We start from the raw sequence: 21,306 nt of genomic DNA on the forward strand, positions 1-21,306 counted from the left end.
GTAAACTATCCCCTGCAACTTATGCACTCAGGGGAATGCGAGCATCAATACTCGAAGGTAGAGACATGCCAGAAATGAAGTGAGACCGATGTTCCACTGGACACCAAGAAGGATAAAGGGTCATTTCGTTGTATGTTTCCTTGCATTCTTGGTGCAAAGAGAGCTTGAGTTCAGAATGAGAAAGAAAGGAATACACACTTCAACCCAGGAGATACAACGAGCGATAAACTCACTCAAAGTGATGAAGTTCAGCCATGGTGAGCAAAGTTACTACATGAAAGCCAAATCACTACCCCTTGCTTCGAAGATTCTTTCATTAATGAAGATAACACAACCCGACAAGGTAACGCCTCAAGAAGAACTCACTCTCTGAATACAGAGTTTGTAGTGGCAAAATTCTTCGTTTCTAAAAATACTTTCGCTTGTTTAGCTGTTTTCAGAAGATTAAGTGATAAACTCAAGGGTATATCCGGGAGTTCTGTTACAGGCAGTGAGATATTCCCGCGGATCAAACCGCCTTCACTCATGAACGAGACTTCTGTATCAATAACGGCGTTGAGTTGTATCGACAGCCTGACCAAAAATCAGAACCGAAGAAAGGACAACTATTAAGAGTATTAAAGGAAACCTGATCGCTTTCAGAAGAATCGCCTCCTTTCCGTCTAGCTGGAGTATATCGGAAATCATTGATGAGAAAGCAGATACGATCTCAGGTTCACTTTATTGTCTTTTATGGGAAGTTTCTTTCGGATATTAGCCCTGTGGAAGTCCACGGTCTTCTTGGTTACACTGAGAATTTCGGCTATCTCTTTGCTGGTCTTTCCTTCTCTTATGAACTCTGCTATCTGTATCTCTCTTGAAGTGAGATTATCAAGAATAGAAGAGTGTTTTTTTGTAACAGGGTGCATTATCTCCTTTATCAGACCCTCTACAAACTCGACATCCTTTTCGTCGGTGTGCCTCTTCAAGTAATCCAGTGCTGGCTTTACATAGCGTTCCATATTGCCCATGATGGTCTTCTCCAGCTCATCCTTTTCCTCTTCGGTCCGCCTGAGAAGACTGGTCAGAAGGTCGTTCCTCTTCTCTATAGTGTCGAGTCTGTCAAGAACGCTTATCAGTTTGTACTCGACAAATCTCTGAAGAGAAATATCTCGCACGTACTCCAGAAGAGCTATGAGCTCGTTGTCCTTGTTGAAGATCGGAATGGAAAACAACTCCTGCCAGCCGTCACTAACCGAATGAGCCTGATATGGAACGATCTCGACTTCGGACTTCTTGCTCTCCATCGTTCGAAGCACCGGACACTTTTCGCAGGGACTACTGCGGTTGTGGTATATCTCGAAACACTTTCTACCGACAATCGCTCGCTTGCTGGAGTACCAGTGCTTGATCGAGCTGTTAACGTATCTTATTCTCATATCGACATCCAAAATACTGACGCCGTCCTGAATGCTCTCCAGAATGAAGACCAGAAGCTCGCGGCTATTCAGTATGCTAGACTTTTCTAGCGAATCTCTGGAAAGATATATACCTGGTATAGAAGTCAACGGTCTCTTCACTTCACTGGTATTTTCCGAAAAAAGACCTGGCATTTAACACGCTCCTTCGGTGCATTTATTTCGTAGACAATACTCGAATTATCCCACGGCAATGGCCTAGTATCAAATTTAGTGAGCTTTTTAGGTGATTCGTCATGTTTCCTATCACATGATAGACACAGGTGATACCTGCCAGTCTCATGCTGGTACAACTATATAGTAATACCAGTATTGTACCAGTAATCCGAATAATACTATCATAAGATACCGGAGGATTTGCTTTTTGCTTTGTGACGCGGGGAAAATATAACGAGGGAGGTAATAGCTTTATGTCCGAAAAGGAAGTTCTCTTCACACCAATTAAGATCGGAAACCGGGTTGCTCAGAACAGAATGGTAATCAACGCAATGGAATGCTGTGATTCAGATGAAGAAGGAAATCCCACCGAAAAGACCTACGAACGTTACAGGAAACTCTTCGAGGGCAAGGCCGGTCTGATAGACCTCGAAGCTATAACAGTTACTTACGAGAGTCGCGGCAGAAAGACTCAGCTCAGCATCATGCCTAGAAACAAAGAGGCTCTGACAAAGTTTGTTCGAAAAATGAAGAACATCAACAAAGACACTATCTTTATCTTCCAGCTAACACATTCGGGGGAGTTAAGCCATCCAGCCTTTTCGAAGCGCGTCTGCGTGAAGCCGCTTGCCGGTTTTGGTGGAGAGTTGCTGAGCGAGGAAGACATAGAACGGATTCTGGACGAATTCGTTCTGGCAGCAAAGATCTGTCACGATGCCGGTGCCGATGGCGTCGACCTTAAGCTTTCTCACGGCTATTTAGGCTCCCAGCTGTTACGCCCTTACAATGATAGAAAGTGGAAGTATGGAGGTTCCTGGGAAAACCGAAGCCGCTTTGCCTTTGAACTAATCGAAAGAGTCGTCAGAGAGGTCAACGATCCCAATTTCATAATCGGTTCAAAAGTCTCCGTATGGGAAGGCTTTCCAGGAGGCTGCGGAAGCGCCGGGCCTGACACTGCAGTTATGGATCTGACCGAATCGATAGCGCTCTGCAAAGGTCTTGAAGAGAGGGGTGCGCACTACATTCTCCAATCTGCAGGAAGCCCGTCGATTACTCTTGCACTATCACAGCCAGATAGGAAGATACCCGACTACGCCTACCTCCATCATTACTTCTCAAAGGTCCTCAAAGAAAACTTGAAGCCTGAAACCGTTGTTATCGGCTCGGCATACTCTATCTTCCGGGACGGGAAGAACTCTTTCCAGGCGGTCGAGAGAGAAAAGAATACCTTCAGGTACTGGGGTAATAAGAACGTAAACGACGGGTACGTAGATATGGTAGCTCTGGGCAGACAGTCCTTTGCAGACCCTTACCTTCCGGCAAAACTAATGGAAGGTAGAGAAGACGAAATAAAGTGGTGCACTGCATGCGACAACTGTATCGAGCTTCTTATACGTCAGATGAATGTCGGTTGCTGTGTTTACAACAAACCGTACACCGAAGCTCTGATGAAAGTTAGAAAAGAAGAGGGACTTCTCAAAGAAAAGCACACATAATCACTGATTTAGATGTCGGGATGTCATCCTGCATCGTTCTTATACAGGACGGACAGTAAAATAGGGACTCCATTTTAGGAACAGGAGCAGTTCTTCCTTCATAAGAGCGTGCAGAGAGCGGTATCGGAAGATCGGTTCCGACGCGTTGCGCCCAAGTTCCTCGTTCCGGAGCTAGGAGCTTTGTTCTTGGTTCGTAAGAGCGAAAGAGACGTTGTCCGTCAACGGTCCGCCGTCCACCGAGAGAGAAAAATCGGTTCCAAGATGCGGGAACGATTCTGCGTTAGCCGTTCTCTCTTCTTTGACAAAGAATTAAAAAGAGCGTTGAAGGCGTGTCCAGGGTTTTGGCTATTCACAGCGTAAAACGGGTTTTCTGCTCTTAAGCGCACAGCGACTCTTCCGGGCGAGATCCCGTGCAAATTCATCACGGGATGACCGAAGATGTGCTCATCAGGCCAGCCTCAAGGGATGACACTCCTTCAAGTAATCCTGAAACTTCTCCTGGCCAGGATCTCGGTCTTTGAAACAGTTGCAAGTGACAAGTTGCGAGTTGCAGGAACGGTTATACGTTATCGGTTCACCGTTCTCCAACATCGAGAGTTGCAAGTTCCATGATGGAAGTTGTAAGGGAAAAAAAGCCCGGGGTCGGGGATTGCAGGTTGGAGGTTGGAAAGAGCAACAGAAGCTGGTTCACAGTTGAACCGTTCTCCGGGATGAGAAACAAGGGATCAACACGGTTGACTCGGGATGAAGGCTTCAGGTTAGTGGAAAACATAGCATCCCGTTATTCTGGCGTGTACCTGGCCAGAATCTCGATCTTTAGTGCGCTTTCAAGACCAGATCCCGTACAGAACCACTACGGGATGACAGAATGAGGAGATTCGAGGGTAGGCTCTACGGGATGACAGAATGAGGAGATTCGAGGGTAGGCTCTACGGGATGACGGTCTTTTCTTGCTTTCGGTCATTCTGGTGGGCTTCAGAAAGGATCTGCATCCTCTCACAATGTGATCTTTACCAAGAACGAGGAACAGATCCTCGCTCTGGAACGAAGAACAGATTTTTTTCCTCTTGAACGGTCAACGGTCAACTGTATTTCACAGCCATCAGCGGGTTCTCGTTCTTAAGCGCACAGCGGCTCTTCCAGCGTTTAGCGGGTTCTCCGCTTTTTAGCGTACAGCGGAACTTCCAGCGATCAGCGGGTTCTCGTTCTTAAGCACACAGCGGATCTTCAGGGCGAGATCCCGTGCAGAAGCATCACGGAATGACAAAGTGAGCAAATTCCAGGGCAGGCTCTACGGGATAACAGAATGGGGGGGATTTATGGGTGCTCTAATCGCCCAGGCTTACCGGGATGACAATGTCATAAGATCATACAGTTTTTTTGTAGGGGCGAACGGCTGTTCGCCCAAAGCGGGAGAACCACGATCCGTCATCTGAGATTGATTAGCATCTTTCTACCCGCAACGCCAATCCAAATCCAGCTTCAGTTCAAAATATGACTATTTCAAATGACCTTCTGGATTCCATGACTAGTGACTTCCATAGGAATGAATGGCCGCTCATCCTAAACTCCCTGCTAAGATGGCGAGGTGAAGTTAGTTTCATCGATGATTAGTGTGTACTTGTGTATCACAAAGGATCACATAAGTGATACAATAATATCGAGGTGATGATTGTGAAGACGGTTAATGTTAGGGACGTTCGAAACAGGTTCAGTGAGATTGTTGACGGAAAAGAGGAGCTTCTGATTCTTAGGCGTGGCGTTCCGGTGATGAAGATATCACCGGTTTCTAAGGAGGACTTGATGAACTACTATCTTTCAAAGGCCCAAGAAGAAGCCAGAAAGATTGGACTCAGCGAAGAAGAAGGGTTGGAAGTTCTTGACGAGGTAAGAAGAGAGATGAAAGATGAAGGTCGTCGTTGATACAAACGTCGTGATTTCAGCAGCACTCGGCTCTAAGACTTGCAGCATGGTCGTCGTGAAGGCACTCGAGCAGGGGGTAATCGAACCAGTAATATTCCCACAAGAGTTGAGAAGGTTCGTAGCAAGACTTAAAAAAAAGGAAAAGTACAGAAACGTTGATTTAGAGAGTCTTTTCAACTTCATAGAGTATTATATTGAGATTGTAGAGATTGTCGATGACTACCAGTTAATTAGTTTCAGCACAGATCTTCCGGACAATCATTTTATCTCATTAGCGGGCGCCCGTGATGCCTTGCTTATAACAGGAGACAAGCTTTGTCTGCAAAGTGCGCTGCGCGGCAATGTTAACTGCAAGACCCCATCCCAGTACCTAAGTGATTATCTTTGATGGTCCGCAAAAGAGCGAAAGAGACGTTGTCCGTTCTCCGTCCGCCGTCCGTTCTCCAAGACCGAGAGTTGCAAGTTCCATGATGCAAGTTGCAAGTTTCAAGAACAAGAGCTAAAAAATCGGCTCTCGGTTCTGGAGTCTGGTGAAGATTGAGCAATCACTATTCTAAATGCTCTCAAGGATTTTATCCCAGATGTATTCCAAGATCTAGTATTCATTTCAACAAATACGGCTCTAAACAGCGTTCAGCGGGTTCACCGCTTTAAAGCGTACAGCGGCCTTTTCGGTGAATGGGTTCATGATCTTGAACGGTCAACGGCCAACCATGTTTTACAGCGCTCAGCGGGTCCTCGTTCTTAAGCGCAAAGCGGCTCTTCCGGGCGAGATCCCGTGCAAATTCATCACGGGATGACCGAAGATGTGCTCATCAGGCCAGCCTCAAGGGATGACACTCCTTCAAGTAATCCTGAAACTTCTCCTGGCCAGGATCTCGGTCTTTGAAACAGTTGCAAGGGACAAGTTGCAAGTCGCAGGAACGGTTATCCGTTATCGGTTCACCGTTCTCCGAAAGGAAAAATCGGTTCCAAGATGCGGGAACGATTCTGCGTTAGACGTTCTCTCTTCTTTGACAAAGAATGAAAAAGAGCGTTGAAGGCGTGTCCAGGGTTCTGGCTATTTACAGCGTAAAACGGGTTTTCTGCTCTTAAGCGCACAGCGGCTCTTCGGTGGACGGCGGACCGTTTACGGCCAACGTGTCTTCGTCAGCGATCAGCGGGTCCTCGTTCTTAAGCGCACAGCGGATCTTCGGTGGACGGTGGACCGTTGACGGACAACGTTGTTTTGAGCAGCGTACAGCGGGTTCTCCGCTTTTAAGCGTACAGCGGAACTTCCAGCGACCAGCGGGTTCTTGTTCTTAAGCGCACAGCGGTTCTTTGAGCGAGAAGTCACTTTGAGTTTGAGATGAAGCTTCGCTTCGAGAGAAACCCTTTTCGAGACTACGAAGAACAAGGAGAGAAACCAGATCCCGTGCAGAAGCATCACGGGATGACAAAGTGAGCAAATTCCAGGGCAGGCTCTACGGGATAACAGAATGGGGGGGATTTATGGGTGCTCTAATCACCCAGACTTACCGGGATGACAGAATGAGGAGATTCGAGGGCAGGCTCTACGGGATGACGGTCTTTTCTTGCTTTCGGTCATTCTGGCGGGCTTCTGGCAAGGATCTGCATCCTCTCACAATGTGATCTTTCCAAGAACGAGGAACAGATCCTCGCTCTGGAACGAAGAACAGATTTTTTCCTCTTGAACGGTCAACGGATTATGGCTCTACCCTGCTTACAGCCTTCAGCGGCTCTTTGTGACCAGCATAAACTGAGATCGACTCCTGCTCTTTCGCTTCATCCTGGGGCGCAAGCGCCAGCATCGCCTCCGCCGGTGATCTTTCGGCGCATCACTTCCCCGGACGTTCCTCCGGGAATCACTTCCTGGCGAAGCCAGCCTTGCGTCCGCCGCTGCTCTTCGGCGAATTGCATCCCGCCGAAGGCGGCATTGCGTCTTATTTCAGCAGTGATGGATTTTTCCCCGCCTTCTCGTGAGCGAAGCGAACGTCTCGATGTTCTTTGTCTCAGCTCCACTCTCCATCGATCTTTTGCCCGCGAAGCGGAACTGGCGCGACGATAGGAGCAGAGGTTAGAGGCGACAGGCTAGAGGTTGGAAGAGCGCAAAGATCTTGATCTTCTTACGTCTACCCTCTATCGACTCGCTTGACAGCCTTTTCGCATATGCCTAACGGAAATTCTCTTCTTCTATCTCTTTAACTTTTCCAAAAGCATTTTTCAAGAATTCCTGTCTGTCTTCGGGAAAGCCTTCGGTAAAACTGGCATTCAGCCAGCGATCCAACATATCTATCGCTTCTTGAGGAGCCAGTTTCCAGCCTCCCATCGTAAGGACATTTGCGTTGTTAATTACCTTTGCCATCTTGGCGGCGTAGCTGCCTTCGACTACGGCTGCATAGATTCCCTTGAACTTATTGGCTACAATTGCCATTCCCATTCCGGTACCGCAGCAGAGAAGGCCTCGGTCGAACTCTCCAGCTTGGACCTTTCTAGCAACCTTTGGCGCAACTTCGAAGTAAGGCTGAAAATCTTCCATAGACTGCATTCCAACATCTTCGACTTCGTAGCCCTTCTCTAATAGATGGGATTTTAGGGCCTCCTTCAAGGGGAAACCGGACTTGTCCGCACCAATAACTATTCTCTTTTCAAACATCTTTACCTCCAATATCCGCCAGCTCTCTGAAGAGTCCGGCAAAATTCGAGTTCTTTTTGAAGAAGACAGGAATCGTCTCCAGAGGAGCATCGACGACATATCTACCGGGACCGTATTCTTTACCAGACCATAAATCTATCCATTCGTCTTCGGGAAGATAGACTTCCTGTGTCCTCTTACCTTCTTCGATAACTGGAATCACCATAAGATCTGGCCCCAGCATATACTGATACTTCATCGTGTAGAAATTGTGATCGCCTTCGTAATGGAGAAGAGGATGCCTCATTACCGGAATTCCTCTCGTGCTATTCTCACTAATTAGCTCTTTAAGATAAGGTTTCAATTTCTGGTGAATGCTGCTCATCTTTGCAAAGTGAAGAAGAGTCTCGTCGTCGGAGTCGAACTGCCAGTTGTCGTCGGGTCTGTTCCCCTCATGTGTCCTCATTACCGGCGTAAATGCCGAAAGCGAGCTCCATCTAATAAAAAGTTCCTTAGATCTAGTTACGTTACCCATTATATTCTTTATGGTTGTATAGCCCCCCGTATCTGAATGTGAGAGACCGAAACCACTGTAACCCAGGGAGAGCGCTGCGGGTATCACCGAAGGAAGTCCATCATCCACGCTCCAATCTACCATCTGATCTCCGGCCCACATCAGAGTCGAATAGGCGGTAGTTCCCGTATATCCAGCTCTTGTAAAGAAGAAGACTTCTCCAAGTTTTCCGGCCTCTTCAACGGCCTCTCGATTCAGTCTGGCCCAGATCGGCGGAAATCTGTTGTGAAAGCTCCGGGCATCTTCACCCGAATAGAGAACTGCATCCGTGGGAAGATATTCACCAAAATCCGCCATCCAGCCGGAGAGACCAATACCGATCATGTTATTCTTGATTATCTCTTTCAACCAGACATAGGCTTCTGGATTTGTGATATCTACAATTGCTGCCGGAAAGGTAGTTATAACCACATGGTACTCGCTCCCGTCGCTTTTCATTACGAGATAGCCATTTTCCGATGCGTCTTTGTAGAGGTTCCCTTCAAGCGCCAGAAAGGGATTTACGTAACCCATGACTCTAATTCCACGATTCTTAAGCTTTTCTATAAGCGCCGGAAGGTCCGGGTACATCGTACGATCGTACTCCCAGTTCCACATTAGCTGCTTTCCAAATGAAGTGATTCTCTTACCTTCCCAGTCCTGAATCCATATCGCCGCAATCTTTAGCCCTCTCTTAAGAGCCTCTTCAACTTTAGGCATCACTATGTCCATTCCACCCTGAAGACCAAGAAGGACTCCATCTAAGGACCATTCCGGCAGCTCCGGCTGTCTTCCAAGGTAGGCCGACTGTTTTTCGAGAACTTCCAGAAGGCTCTTTCCCGTCCCGAATATTATTGATTCTGGAATAGCCCAGCATTCTAGCTCATGATAATCGTCATGGGAAAAATCAAATCTCATATAGTGACTGTCATTTACGTGGCAGTAGAACCTTCTTGTCGAAACGAACGTTGGTTGGGGATAGTAAGTGGTGTACCAGTCGCCGCCGGCCCTTTCGAGCTTATCGGCAAAGAAGGTCAGCAATTCCTTCTTGTTTCTCCCCACGCCCTGTTCAGAGACCCAGAGAGGCACCTTCTTTCCCCTGAGATCAAGCTCGGAGAACTGTTCTCCACAACCGTAAATATGCTCGCCCGGTTCGGCCATTATTCTTATCCATAACCGGTTGGCCTTAGAGTTATTACCCTTTAACTCCATCTTCATTCGACCCTCGAAGAAGGAGAGTGTTATTTCGATCTCTTCAAGATTTTTTCCAAAGATCAAAACGACTTCTTCGGGGAGATTCTCCTTCACTCTCCAGTCGCGAAGCGCGATCCTCTCTTCCAGCTCGTCCACAATTTCGAAGCTTCCGTGATACATGTCGAATGTCTCATTACCCTTTCCCAGGAAGATACTTGGTCTCTCTCTCGAGTGATCGATCAACAGCACTTCGTCAAGATAAATCTGCAACCTGTTCTTGCTATTCATTACCCTGAACATCTTTACCTCCTGCATCCTTTGACTTCAATGCCATGGCATCTCTTGCGGCCTGCGCGATATCTTCGGCCGTCATTTTGTATTTCTTCAGAAGAAAGTCGGTCATTCCAACCTCTCCGAAATGGTCTCTGACTCCTATTCTTCTAAGCGGTACCGGACAATCCTCAGAGATAACTTCGGCTACCGCGCTTCCCCAACCGTTAATTATACTGTGGTTTTCGGCCGTTACTATTGCACCGGTCTCTTCAGCAGCCTTCAGTATCGGTTCTCTGTCGATCGGCTTGAGGGTGTGCATATTGAGAACACGGGCATTAACACCTTCTCTTTCGAGAATCTTTGCCGCTTCTACTGAGCTCTGTATCATTATTCCACTGCAGATAATCGTCACATCGCTTCCATCCCTTATCTGATGGATTTTTCCAAGCGTAAACTCTGTATCGGGTTCGAAGAAGAGCTTTGTGTTCTTTCTATCGAGCCTCATATAGACAGGGGAGTCGACTTCCATTATCTGGGGAAGCAATGAAAGAAGTTGAACCGAATCGGCTGGTTCCACCACGATCATTCCGGGCAGATTTCTCACGATACCGGCATCCTCGAAGCTCATATGGGTTCCTCCGTTAAGCTCTGCCGTTACTCCGGGATCGGTTCCTCCAATCTTGACATTCAATCTGGCGTACGCAACCGATATTGCAATTTGATCATACGCCCTTCGTGTAGCAAACGGAGTGAACGAGTGGGCAAACGGAATCTTACCCATCACGGCCAATCCAGATGCTACTCCTATCATGTTGGCTTCGGCGACTCCGACGTCTATGAAGCGATCTGGGTACTTATCCTTAAAAGGTATTGTTCCCGAAGCCTTGCCAAGATCGGCTTCAAGCACGACTACTCTATCGTCTTTTTCAGCAATTTCCATTAGTTTTTCCGTGTAAACACTTCTAAGCTCTCGTCCTGACAGTTCCATTTAACTACACTCCTTCCCTCTGGAGTTCGACGATAGCATTCTGCCACTCTTCTTCGGTCACTTTCATGTTGTGACTGGAAAGCTTACCCTCGGCGAAATAGGCTCCTTTGCCTTTGATAGTATTTAGTATGATCATTGAAGGGCGATCGCGTCGCTCTTTTGCCTTTCCGATCGCATCGGTTATCTCTTCTACATTGTGGCCATCTATGGAAGTCACATTCCAGCCGAAGGCCCGCCACTTGTCTTCTAGAGGTTCAAGTCCATTTACGTCAGAGATATTTCCGTCGATCTGCATTCTGTTGTAATCCTGCATCGCAATTAGATTATCCAGTTTTCTGTGAGAAGCGAGCATTGCAGCTTCCCAGATCTGGCCTTCCTGGCTCTCACCATCGCCAATTATTGTGAAGACCCTCGAAGGGTTCCCCGAGATCTTTTTGGCTATTGCAATACCTACTGCCGCAGAGAATCCCTGGCCAAGCGAGCCGGCCGTCATATCTATTCCCGGGGTTCTCAGTCTGTCACAATGGGAAGGTAATAGTGTTTCGGGCTTATTCAGAGTCCAGAGGAGGTCAGTAGAGAAGAATCCTCTCTCGGCCAGTACGGCATACAGGCCCGGTCCACCATGGCCCTTCGAGAGAACAAAGTGATCTCTTTCCGGCCACGAAGGTTCTTCTGGCCTAACTTGCATCACTCTGAAGTAAAGGACCGTGAGTGCATCGACGATCGACAAAGCTCCACCTATATGGCCAACGCCTAGGCGGCCGATCATTTCGATTACCAGAGCCCTCACCTTTCTTGCCTTTCTTTGAAGTTCTTGAATCTCATCCTTATTCAATTTATCCACCTCACTGAAGAATATGCTCGAATATCTCTCTAAGCTCTTTTCTGCCAATATTTGCCGGATTCAGTTTCGCTATTGGCGAGGAGAGCGAGGAATCGACGAGTCCGTCGAGATCCTCTTCTCTGATTCCGATTTCAGATAGCTTTCTCGGAGCCTCTCCCACGATCATCAGATCTTCTATGGCTACTGCGAACTCACCAACGTCTTCGAACCCCAAGTATCTTATCAGAATGTCAAGTTTCTCGCCGATTACCTTGTAATTGAGTTTCAGCACCTCAGGCATTGCAAGGGCACAGGCGAATCCATGGGGAACGCCATAAACGTTTGTTAGAGGAAAGCTGATCGCGTGAAGGATAGTCGTTCTGGTCTGACTGAAGGCCATTCCCGCTAGAAGGCTAGCCATTGAAAGGCCCTCTCTGGACTCTTTATCGCCGTCGATACAGGCTCTACGCAGATTGTTCATAATCAGATCGATCGCCCGGATAGCGAGAGACTCGCTCACGGGTTGGCTGGACTTAGCCCAGTAGGATTCTATCGCATGTGAAAGTGCGTCCAGACCCGTAGAGGCTGTAACGCTCTTTGGAAGTGAGAATGTAAGTTCAGGATCCACTATCGCAAAGTCACTCCAGAAGAACTCCGAGACCATCGGCTTTTTAACGCCGCTTGATTTATCTGTATAGACTCCAACATTGGTTACTTCACTCCCCGTTCCCGAAGTCGTTGGAACACATATCAGTCTAACTTTTCTGGAAGTGAAGGTTCTGCTGCCGTCCAGATAGTCCTTTATCTTTCCAGTATTAGACATCAGACAGGCCACAGCCTTTGCAGTATCCATTACGCTACCGCCTCCGACGGCAACGATAGTATCCACAGAGTGTTCTCTGCCAATTTTCGCTGCTCTATCTACGGTCTCGCAGCTGGGATTCGGTTCGACTTCGCAAAACTCTATAATATCGGTTCTACCGGCTTCTCCCTTAACTTCAGAGACAAAGCCTAGGTCCAGAAGAATACTATCTGAAACGATCATAGTTCTGTTTCCTACTACGAGTGAGCCAAGTTCTCTAATTCTTCCGCTCCCAAATATTACCTTCACCGGGAGAAAGAAGTTCATATCCATAAAAAACCTCCCTTTCTAAGTTACCTTTAACTCTTTCTTTCTCTTCTGTTCTATGATAATTCCTGCGGTACACATCAAAACAATTATCATTCCTAGCACCTGAATAAGCTTCAAACCCTCTTTCAGCAAAAGGAAACTTATAATAGTCGCAAATACGGGCATCATAAGAAGAGTAATCTTAACCAGCCACACTGGAAGTCTTCTGAGGTTGAAGTAGTAGAGTAAGTATATAAACGTCTGCATAGCTCCGGCGTACAGTAATGGAAGGACAAGAAAACTGTTCTCTCGAACTGTCGGTAAAGAAGCACCTTTGTCCGACAGGAAGAAAATTATTGCGAAGATTCCCATTGTTATAAAATTGTTGTAAAAGGCTACCACATTGTCTGAGGCCGGATTTACTCTATCTAATTGCACGGATTTTATCACAAAGGCGTTCAAAGAAACGAAAAAGGCACTCAGAAGAAAGAAGATGTCTCCGATCCCTTCGAATCTGAAATTCACAAGATCTATATTCACAACAAGGCCAACACCCAAGAGAACCCCTCCCGTATAAAGCCAGTCGCGGTAACTGAAACGCTCCTTAAGAAAGAAGATCGTTATAAGGTTCGCAAAGAGCACGTCAGCCTTTAGTAGGACAGCTCCATTTGCTGCACTTGAAAGTCTCAGACCAATGAAAGCTGTTATGTCCAGAGAGAATCCTAGAACACCTATCAGCAAGAGCTTTGAAAGTATTCCCTTCACTTTGAAAAGCTCTTTCACCTGTCTCTTGAAGGTCATTAGAATTATAAGAAGCAAGAAAGTAACTGCTCTGACCACTAGACCCACAAAGAAAGGTGAGAGATACTGGAGAGAGACTCTGTTCGCGACATAATAGCTTCCCCAGACAAGACTCAATGTCAGGAGCGATAGAAAAAGACCGACGCTCATCTGTTTATATAAGTCTCCTCTTCAGTTCATCGACCTCTTCATCGCTCATAGTCGTCTTCTCGTTATGTCTCTTCCTGTTGAGATACTCTATAAGCCTTCTGTGGCTTTCAGAATCGAGCGGGTATTTCTTTGCTGCAATAATGCCAAAGGTCATGAGAATAACAGGCACGAGTGCGATTATCAATCTTATAGAGAGTAACACGGCAGCACCCTGCGGCTTTTCTATCATCTTTGTTACACCGTCTTCCACAACTCTTTCGGGATTAACATAACCGGCGACACCAAGAATGAAAGTCGCCAGCGCCACGGCTATTCCGGAGGCGAATTTTCGTGTGAAGGTTATGAGACCGCTGAAGTTTCCCTCTCTTCGCTGCCCATATGCCAGTTCACCGACATCTGTTACGTCGCCGAATATTGTGTGTGGTATAACTGCCGCGGCAGATACTCCCGCTCCGACAAATCCCGCAAGAAAGAAGACCACCGGCAGGGATGCGTTCTGGGGAACAAAGAAGATAGCGACAGAACCGACTATCCATACGAAAGATCCTAGAATGAAGGAGAAGGTCTTACCCTTCTTCTTTGCCAGAAAGGCATAAAAAGGTATGAAAAGGATCTCCACGATCAAAAGGGCGCCAAGGACGAGAGGCAGGGCGTTTGGCTTCTCGATATAGTATTTCATGTAATAGGCAAAAATCATGGAGACTATGTCCATTCCAAGGTAGGCCGTCAGAAACATTACGAGAAGGTACCTGAAGGATTTGAGCTTCAACGGTTCAACAAACATGCTCTTGAGGTTCAAGTTAGCTTCAACCGAAGAGAAGTCTTTTCTCTCTTTTGTAAAAGCGAAGACTCCTATCCATGGAAGTGAGAATATCAGACCAAAGACCACGGACATAGCTATATATCCTGTTCTTATATCTTCAAAAGAGTTGACTATCATCATGGGAACCAGTGCACATGCAAGCGAAGAGACCAGCGAGAAGAGCAACCTGATCGAGTTGACTGATGTCCTTTCGTTGTAGTCGAGCGATATTTCGGCCGCCATTGCCTGATAAGGGATCATGATCATGGTCACTACTGTATTGAAGAAGAGGTAAGCAAACAATATATAGAGAAACTTTGCCGCCTGAGAATCGAAATCGACAGGATACCAGAGTATCATAAATGAAATGAAGACTAGACCGATACCTGCGAGAAAGTAGGGCCTGCGTCTTCCAAACCTTGATCTAGTTCTATCGGTTATGCTTCCCATAAAGGGATCGGTTATGGCATCCCATATCTTGCCTACAAGAAACACAGGGGCGACGAAGACCATATCTAGACCTACCACATCTGTAAGAAAGATCGCGTAAAAAAAGTTGATTATGTTGAAGGCACCGCCTCCGAAGATGTCGCCAGAGCCAAAGAATATCTTGTTCAAAAGAGGAATTTTCTCGCTTTCTCTGCCAACTGACATTTTTTCAACCCCCAATGACTTCCCAGCCGTTGATCCTGGCGAGGATTTTGAATGATTCTATGTAGTTACCGTAAGAAACTGAGATGTGATGAGCAATACCGTTGTAGATAACTCTTTCGAGAACTGTCCGAACGTCTTCGTCAAAGACTGCCTTCATATAAGTCCCCTTCAAGGATTTTTCCATAGGGACGGCCTCTCCGTGACCAAGGAAGACTCTGTACTTTCCACTTACCGAATCGAGCCGACAGACTGAGAACTCGCCTGACTTCATAACGAAATCGGCCGTAACGCCTTTACCTCCTGCAAAGTAAGTGTCTAGTGAGCAGACTGAACTCCCATCTGCAAGATTACAGGGAGCAACCCCGCAATGCCATAAAAGGGCGAAGTTTTCTTTGAGATCAACCTGCGAAAAGTCTGCCAGGAAAGGAGTTTCTGCTCCTACGGCTTTTTGGGCCAGCATACTCATGACTCCTTCAACATCACCCTCGCAACCCGTGATAAAGCCGAGAGACTGGACATAAGACATCGCGGCACAGGGAGAGATTCCAAATGTAGTTGCAAACTCTGGCCAGCAACGAATAGCGATCGCATCGAGCGAGTTCAATGTCATGAAGCCCTTCAGTTTAGCCGCAAGAGACGCCACTCTGTCAACCTGTTTCTGGCTAACTCCATCTGTGTTAAAGACTCTTAGAATATCTCCTTTAGAGACTTCAATCTCTTTTGTCGAAACTTCGTGTGAGAATATTGAATCTAGTTCATAGTGATCGAGTAGGATACCTGTTTCTCTATAAGTGCTCAATTCGTCGATATCGAGATTGAAAAAACCGTGTGCCCGATAACCGATAATCCCAATGCGGCTGGTGGAAAGGGCCTTCTTAATCCTTATCGCATTTATCCAGTTAGTATCGACCTTATCTCCAATAACGACATGATAGGTACGCTCTCCGGATTTGTAGAGGTTCGAAGCGTTCAGGTTTACACCACAGATCGAGTTCAGCCTTATCTTTCCACCGTTGTATGGTAGTTCGTCGAGTCCCCACAGTAGTATTGGCTTTCTTACTTGCTTATGAAGCTCCAATACTAGATGGCCTAAATGAAAAGTACCGCTTATAACTATCAGACCGTCTATACCAGACTCCGAGAGTCTTTTCGCAGCTTGATCGGCCTCAGAAATCTCGATTACGAGTTCATCGACGAAGAACCATTCGACTTCAGGTATTGTGTCAAGTTCGCTTTTGATTCTTCCGTACAGTTCCTGCGCTGCCAGATGATCGAAGGTCTTTCTGGCAAGGCAGACCACTCCTAACTTCACTCTTTGCATGGAAACCTCCGCTTTCAAATCAGGCGGTTTTGCTTCCGATAGAGGCTGCTCCCGTTTCGAAGAACAGTCTCTCAAGAACAAGCGACAATCCGCCTATTATTTTGTTATCACTATCGAGCGCGCTTAAGTGAACGACTGAAGAACTATTGCTGTCTGGAGCGAGTTGATCTATCTTTTTCAGAAGAGACTGAAAGATATGATCGCTTTTGAAGAGCGGTCCGTAAAGAATTACTCTTTCTGGATTGAAGATCTTCATTACGTTTGCTATGCCAAGACTCAAATACTCCAGAGCCTTTTCAACAACTCTTATGACTCCCATATCTCTCGCTTCGTAAGCTTCAACGATATCTTCCAAAGATAGATTCCTATCATCGGCATTTAAGTTTAGCCATGGAGTCTCTCCTCTTTGCATTAGCTCTTTGATTTCCCGAATAATATTCTCGGCCGACGTCAGGGCTTCAAGACAACCCTTCTGCCCGCACCTGCACAGGGGTCCCTCCCTTTCTATAACCATATGACCGATTTCGCCAGCACAATCTGTGGATCCGTAGAACAAACTCTTGTTGATTATCATCGCAGAACCGAGTCCGGGACTATGCTTCACAAATATAAGATTGTTCACTCCTGAGTGCTTTTGCAAACTCAATTCCGAAACTGCAAGCGCTCTGACGTTATTTTCGACTACTACTTTTATACCCAAACTCTCTTCGAGTATTTGACGGATATTTACCGGCTGGGACCATATCCCATAGGCGAGATTGCTCTGACCGCTTTCCGGATCGACACTTCCGACGATACCGATACCGATACCGAGAACATTATCTTTGGTAATGCTCTGTTTCCAGAGCATTTGCATAACTCTGCTCGAAATCTCGTTAAGGAATTCAGTCGCAGATTTCTCTCTTTTAGTATTGAACTCCTCATAACCAAGAAGATTGAAGTCCATATCCGAAACACCAATGGCTGTAGTCTTTGTGCTTATATTGAGACCTATTATGTACTTTCTCTCTTTATCGATATCTACAAGAATTCTCCTTCTACCTGCCTTCGAACTTCTCTGGGCCATCCCGGTTTCCTTAAGTAAGCCCTGATCTATCATCTCATTCACCAGATTAGTAACCGCTGCCGGCGTCAACCCCGACAGCAATGCCATTTCTCTCCTTGAAAGAGGCCCTCGATCCCTGAGAAGTCTCAGTATTAGAGAACGGTTTCTCGGTTTGATAGACGATACGTTCAACCCGTAAGTCTTATTCACCATAAATCAACTATTTCCTCCGGAAATTTCCTAAGAATCGGAATTTCGAATTAGTAAACACAATTAACTAAACGACATCAGCTACATTCTATCACGGAAAAAAGTGGAGATATAACAGAATAATTCAACCTGTTAATTTAAGTATCTTCTCAATTGCCCCGAATTAGTAAATGGTACCTTCTTTTTTTACGAGCAGTTATAGCCGATTATCAAGCGTGTTCTCAACGTATCTTCTCCATACTAACCTATGGTTAGCCTTGTATTAGTTAACGCCTTTAATTATATGTTGTTATTTGCCTATCATTTATTGTAGAATCATTCAAGTAGATCCTTTGCTATCTGTTAGTTCTCTTTCTTAGCTATGTTCAACTTCAAAAAAGGGAGGTTCAATTATGAAGAAACTGCTAGTAGTTCTCTTTCTGGCTCTGTTATGTTTAACTGCATTCGGTGCCACAAATATCAAAGTTCTTGCCTGGGACGATGCACACACACAGGCTTGGGTAGCGAATCTTAAGGATTTCGAAAAGGCAACCGGAATTAAAGTCGATCTCGAGTTGATTCCATCAGGTTCAATGCTCCAGAAAACATCTCTCAATGTTACCGAGAACAAAGCAAACTACGACCTTGTAGCCATAGACGAAGGTAATGTCGCGAAGTTCGGAGATCTTCTCGTTCCTTATTCAAAATGGCCCGAGGGAAAGACCTTCAAGAAGATAAGCACCACCGAGATTCCTCAAGCGATCTTTGAGGCTGCCCTCTGGAAGGGTGAGATTCAGGGAATTCCGATTAACGGAAACGTATATGTTTGGATCACCAGAAAGGATCTGGTCGAAGACCCACAATTCAAGAAGGAATTCATGGAAATGTTTGGCTATGAGTTGAGAGTTCCCGAAACGCTGGATCAGCTTGCAAACATGGCCGAATTCTTTAAAACAAAGGGAATATATGGCTGGGCACCGTTCACAAAAAACACAGAAGGAGCAACCTGCGAGGCCATAATGTTCTTTGAAGCCTTTGGTACGCACTTCATGCAGGATGTTGCCGGAAAGTACGTCATAACTCTCGACAAGGAGAAAGCGCTTGAAGCCATTCTCTTCTACAAGCGGCTTATGCAGTATGCACCTCCAGGTGCCAACGATATGGGTCATGCCGAAAGAATAGCGGCCTTCAGCGACGGAAAGGTCTTCTCGATGTTCCAGTGGCCGGGTATTATCCCTTCACACGAAAACGAAGACGAATCTCTCGTTGTTGGAAAGATAGAGTATACTGCGCCGCCGGCCGGTCCATCCGCCCGTGCCGCGGTAAGAGGTTGCTGGATTCTAGGTATCCCAAAGGCTTCGACAAATGCCGCAGCGGCAGCAGAGTTTGCATACTGGTTGAACTCTTACGATGCCGGCATAAAGCTTGCCGAAGATGGAATGACACCCGTAAGAACAGATCTTCTCACAAATCCTGTCCTTCTAGAGACAAATCCTTGGTACGAAGGAATGGCAGATTCAGGGCTATTTGCAGTCAGCAGGCCTAACAGGGCAGCCTTCTATCCAGAGATCTCTGAACAGATCAAAGTAAACTGGCTGGCTGCCGTTCTTGGGACTGTCGATCCCGTAACCGCGATAAATAACATGGTAGACCAGGTGCAGGCACTACTCGACAAGTATGAAAATTAGCAACAGATTGATTCGAAGGAACTCCCGCAAGGGAGTTCTTTCCTATCTTTACTTCATTTTGCCGGCGCTCATCATTGTCGGTGTAGTCCTTGTATTTCCAATCATATATTCGGTTGTACTGTCTTTTTTCAACTGGGCACAGGTCGATGACGGGAGAAGAGCCTTTATTGGATTTCAGAACTACTTCGATCTTTTCAAAGACAGGCAATTCTGGAATTCGCTTTCTCTTCAGCTAGGCTTCATATTGATCGCGATACCTATTCAGCTCGTAATAGGTTTCTTTGTGGCTATACTTTTCAACAGGGAATTTCCGGCTGCGGGATTGCTGCGAACACTTTTACTGCTGCCAGTCTTTACGCTGCCCGTACTCTCGGGTCTTACCTGGAGATTGATGCTTCAACCGGGATATGGAGTGATAAGCTATCTGCTCGAGATCGTCGGTTTCGATGCGTCCAGAGGCATTCTTTCAGACAGCGGTCTCGCATATATCGCTGTTATTGTGCAGGATATTTGGAGGATGTGGCCCTTCATGTTCATGATTTTATATGCAGGGCTTAAAAGCCTTCCCGCGGATATAATGGAGGCTGCAGAGCTCGATGGTGCAAACTTCTTCAAGAAGACCTTCTTGATAACAATTCCGATGTTGAAACAGACTATAACCACGGCAATACTTCTTAGAACAATAGACGCTTTGAGGATATTCTCCGAGGTCTTTGTCATGACTAATGGTGGACCCGGAAACGCAACTATGCTGTATTCACTCTATATTCACAAGCAGGCCTTTGAGTTTGGTAAGCTGGGCTACGCTTCTTCCATGGCCGTCATTCTCATAATTGTCAGTCTTTTGTTCGCTTTCGGTCTGGTGAGAAAGAATATGGACATCGACACGCTTTAAGGTTTGGTGGTATTTATGGCGAAAATGAGGAGAAAAAGAGCGATAACAAAGTGGATTCTATTTACCATAGCACTGATAATAGTAGCGGTAGAGCTGTTTCCGATATTCATCATAATCAGCAGCGGATTCAAGAAAGATTTGGATATTCGCAATTCTAACCCCTTCAGTTTCAACCCAAATCTCACGAGTTACAAGAGAGTTCTCGGGAAGAGCGACTTTCTGCCTTCAATAAAGAACAGTCTCATAGTGGGGTTGTCATCGACCGCTATTTCTTTGCTGGTGGGCGCTATGGCCTCATATGGAATCTCGAGATTCAGGTTCAAAGGACGAAAAGTCGTTTCGTATTCCTTCCTGGTATCGAGAATGGTTCCGCAGATAGCACTCGCTGTGCCACTGTTCATGTTGTTTGACTCACTCGCAATGACCGATTCATATATTTCGCTCATACTTGCATACACGAGTTTTAATATACCTTATGTTATCTGGTTGCTTCTGCCATTCTTCTCTTCAATATCCTATTCTTTTGAAGAGGCTGCCCGCGTGGATGGCTGCAACAGAATACAGATATTCTGGAAGATCTTTCTCCCCCTCACGGCGCCTGGACTTATGGTGGCCGCAATTTTTGCGTTCATAATGTCATGGAACGAATTCATTTATGCGCTTGTTCTCACGGGAACTTCTACAAAGACGGCTCCTATATCGGTGAACGGGTTTCTCGGTCAGTATGCGCCAAGATGGGGACAACTGGCGGCCGCTGGCACTATAATACTCATACCCGTAATCATCTTCACTCTCACTCTCCAGAAGTATATTATAGGCGGACTAACTGCCGGCGGAGTCAAAGAATAATTCTGGTAAGCATACAAACATTCCTCCCGGGGAGGAGCATAAAATCTATGCTTCTCCCTGACGTTTTTAGTATTGATTGAAGGTTTCCATGGCTCCTTTGCACGGAAAGTATTCTTTGAAGTTCCTGAAGTACAGCAGCTCCTCTTTAGAACTTTCAATAGCTCCATCGCCATCGCTTCGAATTCACAATCGCTGATCTGCTGTTCAGCATATTCGTTCATACTCAACTTTGACAGCAACGAATCTAAAAACAGCTAAACAAGGGGAAAAATGAAAAGAAAAACAGACGTACCACCATAGTGG

Annotated in this window: 18 protein-coding genes; 8 read left to right on the forward strand and 10 right to left on the reverse strand. The window is 46.2% G+C overall.

From position 1 onward, the window contains the following. Positions 1 to 88 precede the first annotated feature (88 nt). Positions 89 to 373, forward strand: a complete 285-nt coding sequence (locus V512_RS06820; protein ID WP_133117326.1) for a hypothetical protein — start codon at positions 89 to 91, stop codon at positions 371 to 373. Positions 374 to 683: 310 nt separating this feature from the next. Here V512_RS06820 and V512_RS06825 read toward each other — a convergent pair whose 3' ends face one another. Continuing rightward, positions 684 to 1,592, reverse strand: a complete 909-nt coding sequence (locus V512_RS06825; protein ID WP_099829707.1) for a LuxR C-terminal-related transcriptional regulator — start codon at positions 1,590 to 1,592, stop codon at positions 684 to 686. 275 nt (positions 1,593 to 1,867) lie between these two features. Here V512_RS06825 and V512_RS06830 point away from each other — a divergent pair, with 275 nt between their 5' ends. The 4 genes from V512_RS06830 to V512_RS06845 all read left to right on the forward strand — a co-directional run bounded on the left by V512_RS06830 (position 1,868) and on the right by V512_RS06845 (position 5,420). Beyond that, the gene (locus tag V512_RS06830; protein ID WP_099829708.1) at positions 1,868 to 3,109 is read left to right on the forward strand and encodes a 2,4-dienoyl-CoA reductase; all 1,242 of its coding nucleotides are present in this window, start codon (positions 1,868 to 1,870) and stop codon (positions 3,107 to 3,109) included. A 608-nt stretch (positions 3,110 to 3,717) separates the two neighbouring features. Continuing rightward, a complete protein-coding gene (locus tag V512_RS06835; RefSeq protein ID WP_099829709.1) occupies positions 3,718 to 3,981 on the forward strand; it encodes a hypothetical protein in 264 nt (87 codons plus the stop codon). 802 nt (positions 3,982 to 4,783) lie between these two features. Next, the gene (locus V512_RS06840; RefSeq protein WP_099829710.1) at positions 4,784 to 5,032 is read left to right on the forward strand and encodes a toxin-antitoxin (TA) system antitoxin; all 249 of its coding nucleotides are present in this window, start codon (positions 4,784 to 4,786) and stop codon (positions 5,030 to 5,032) included. Then, positions 5,016 to 5,420 (forward strand): putative toxin-antitoxin system toxin component, PIN family, encoded by a 405-nt coding sequence (locus tag V512_RS06845; protein WP_099829711.1) that lies wholly within the window; start codon positions 5,016 to 5,018, stop codon positions 5,418 to 5,420. Before V512_RS06840 ends, V512_RS06845 begins: the two co-directional genes overlap by 17 nt. Positions 5,421 to 7,205: 1,785 nt before the next feature. On the opposite strand, the gene V512_RS06860 is transcribed toward V512_RS06845, so the two are convergent. The 9 genes from V512_RS06860 to V512_RS06900 are packed head-to-tail and all read right to left on the reverse strand — an operon-like array spanning position 7,206 to position 17,595. Beyond that, positions 7,206 to 7,688 (reverse strand): RpiB/LacA/LacB family sugar-phosphate isomerase, encoded by a 483-nt coding sequence (locus V512_RS06860; protein ID WP_099829714.1) that lies wholly within the window; start codon positions 7,686 to 7,688, stop codon positions 7,206 to 7,208. After that, entirely contained in the window at positions 7,681 to 9,714 is a 2,034-nt protein-coding gene (locus V512_RS06865; RefSeq protein ID WP_207759742.1) for an alpha-glucosidase, read from the reverse strand. The genes V512_RS06860 and V512_RS06865 overlap by 8 nt, the downstream gene beginning before the upstream one ends. After that, positions 9,695 to 10,675 (reverse strand): transketolase family protein, encoded by a 981-nt coding sequence (locus V512_RS06870; protein WP_099829716.1) that lies wholly within the window; start codon positions 10,673 to 10,675, stop codon positions 9,695 to 9,697. Before V512_RS06870 ends, V512_RS06865 begins: the two co-directional genes overlap by 20 nt. 4 nt (positions 10,676 to 10,679) lie before the next feature. Then, positions 10,680 to 11,510, reverse strand: a complete 831-nt coding sequence (locus V512_RS06875; RefSeq protein ID WP_099829717.1) for a transketolase — start codon at positions 11,508 to 11,510, stop codon at positions 10,680 to 10,682. A 10-nt stretch (positions 11,511 to 11,520) separates the two neighbouring features. After that, positions 11,521 to 12,633 carry an iron-containing alcohol dehydrogenase family protein gene (locus V512_RS06880; protein ID WP_099829718.1) on the reverse strand — a complete coding sequence of 371 codons (1,113 nt, stop codon included), beginning with the start codon at positions 12,631 to 12,633 and terminating at the stop codon, positions 11,521 to 11,523. 15 nt (positions 12,634 to 12,648) lie between these two features. Continuing rightward, positions 12,649 to 13,560 carry a DMT family transporter gene (locus tag V512_RS06885; protein WP_099829719.1) on the reverse strand — a complete coding sequence of 304 codons (912 nt, stop codon included), beginning with the start codon at positions 13,558 to 13,560 and terminating at the stop codon, positions 12,649 to 12,651. A gap of 4 nt (positions 13,561 to 13,564) precedes the next feature. Beyond that, positions 13,565 to 15,016: a glycoside-pentoside-hexuronide (GPH):cation symporter gene (locus tag V512_RS06890; protein ID WP_099829720.1), complete on the reverse strand. Its 1,452-nt coding sequence runs from the start codon at positions 15,014 to 15,016 to the stop codon at positions 13,565 to 13,567. Positions 15,017 to 15,020: 4 nt separating this feature from the next. After that, positions 15,021 to 16,337, reverse strand: coding sequence for a fucose isomerase (locus tag V512_RS06895; RefSeq protein ID WP_099829721.1), 1,317 nt, complete (start codon positions 16,335 to 16,337; stop codon positions 15,021 to 15,023). A 19-nt stretch (positions 16,338 to 16,356) separates the two neighbouring features. Further along, entirely contained in the window at positions 16,357 to 17,595 is a 1,239-nt protein-coding gene (locus V512_RS06900; protein WP_099829722.1) for an ROK family transcriptional regulator, read from the reverse strand. Between the two features lie 389 nt (positions 17,596 to 17,984). Here V512_RS06900 and V512_RS06905 point away from each other — a divergent pair, with 389 nt between their 5' ends. Genes V512_RS06905 through V512_RS06915 form a run of 3 tightly spaced genes read left to right on the forward strand, consistent with a single transcriptional unit; the run spans position 17,985 to position 21,003 of the window. Further along, positions 17,985 to 19,259 carry an extracellular solute-binding protein gene (locus tag V512_RS06905; protein ID WP_099829723.1) on the forward strand — a complete coding sequence of 425 codons (1,275 nt, stop codon included), beginning with the start codon at positions 17,985 to 17,987 and terminating at the stop codon, positions 19,257 to 19,259. Beyond that, the gene (locus tag V512_RS06910; protein WP_099829724.1) at positions 19,249 to 20,154 is read left to right on the forward strand and encodes a sugar ABC transporter permease; all 906 of its coding nucleotides are present in this window, start codon (positions 19,249 to 19,251) and stop codon (positions 20,152 to 20,154) included. Before V512_RS06905 ends, V512_RS06910 begins: the two co-directional genes overlap by 11 nt. A 15-nt stretch (positions 20,155 to 20,169) precedes the next feature. Next, positions 20,170 to 21,003 carry a carbohydrate ABC transporter permease gene (locus tag V512_RS06915; RefSeq protein WP_099829725.1) on the forward strand — a complete coding sequence of 278 codons (834 nt, stop codon included), beginning with the start codon at positions 20,170 to 20,172 and terminating at the stop codon, positions 21,001 to 21,003. Positions 21,004 to 21,306: the final 303 nt, after the last annotated feature.

The sequence above is a fragment of the Mesotoga sp. Brook.08.105.5.1 genome, from assembly GCF_002752635.1.
Lineage (GTDB): Bacteria > Thermotogota > Thermotogae > Petrotogales > Kosmotogaceae > Mesotoga.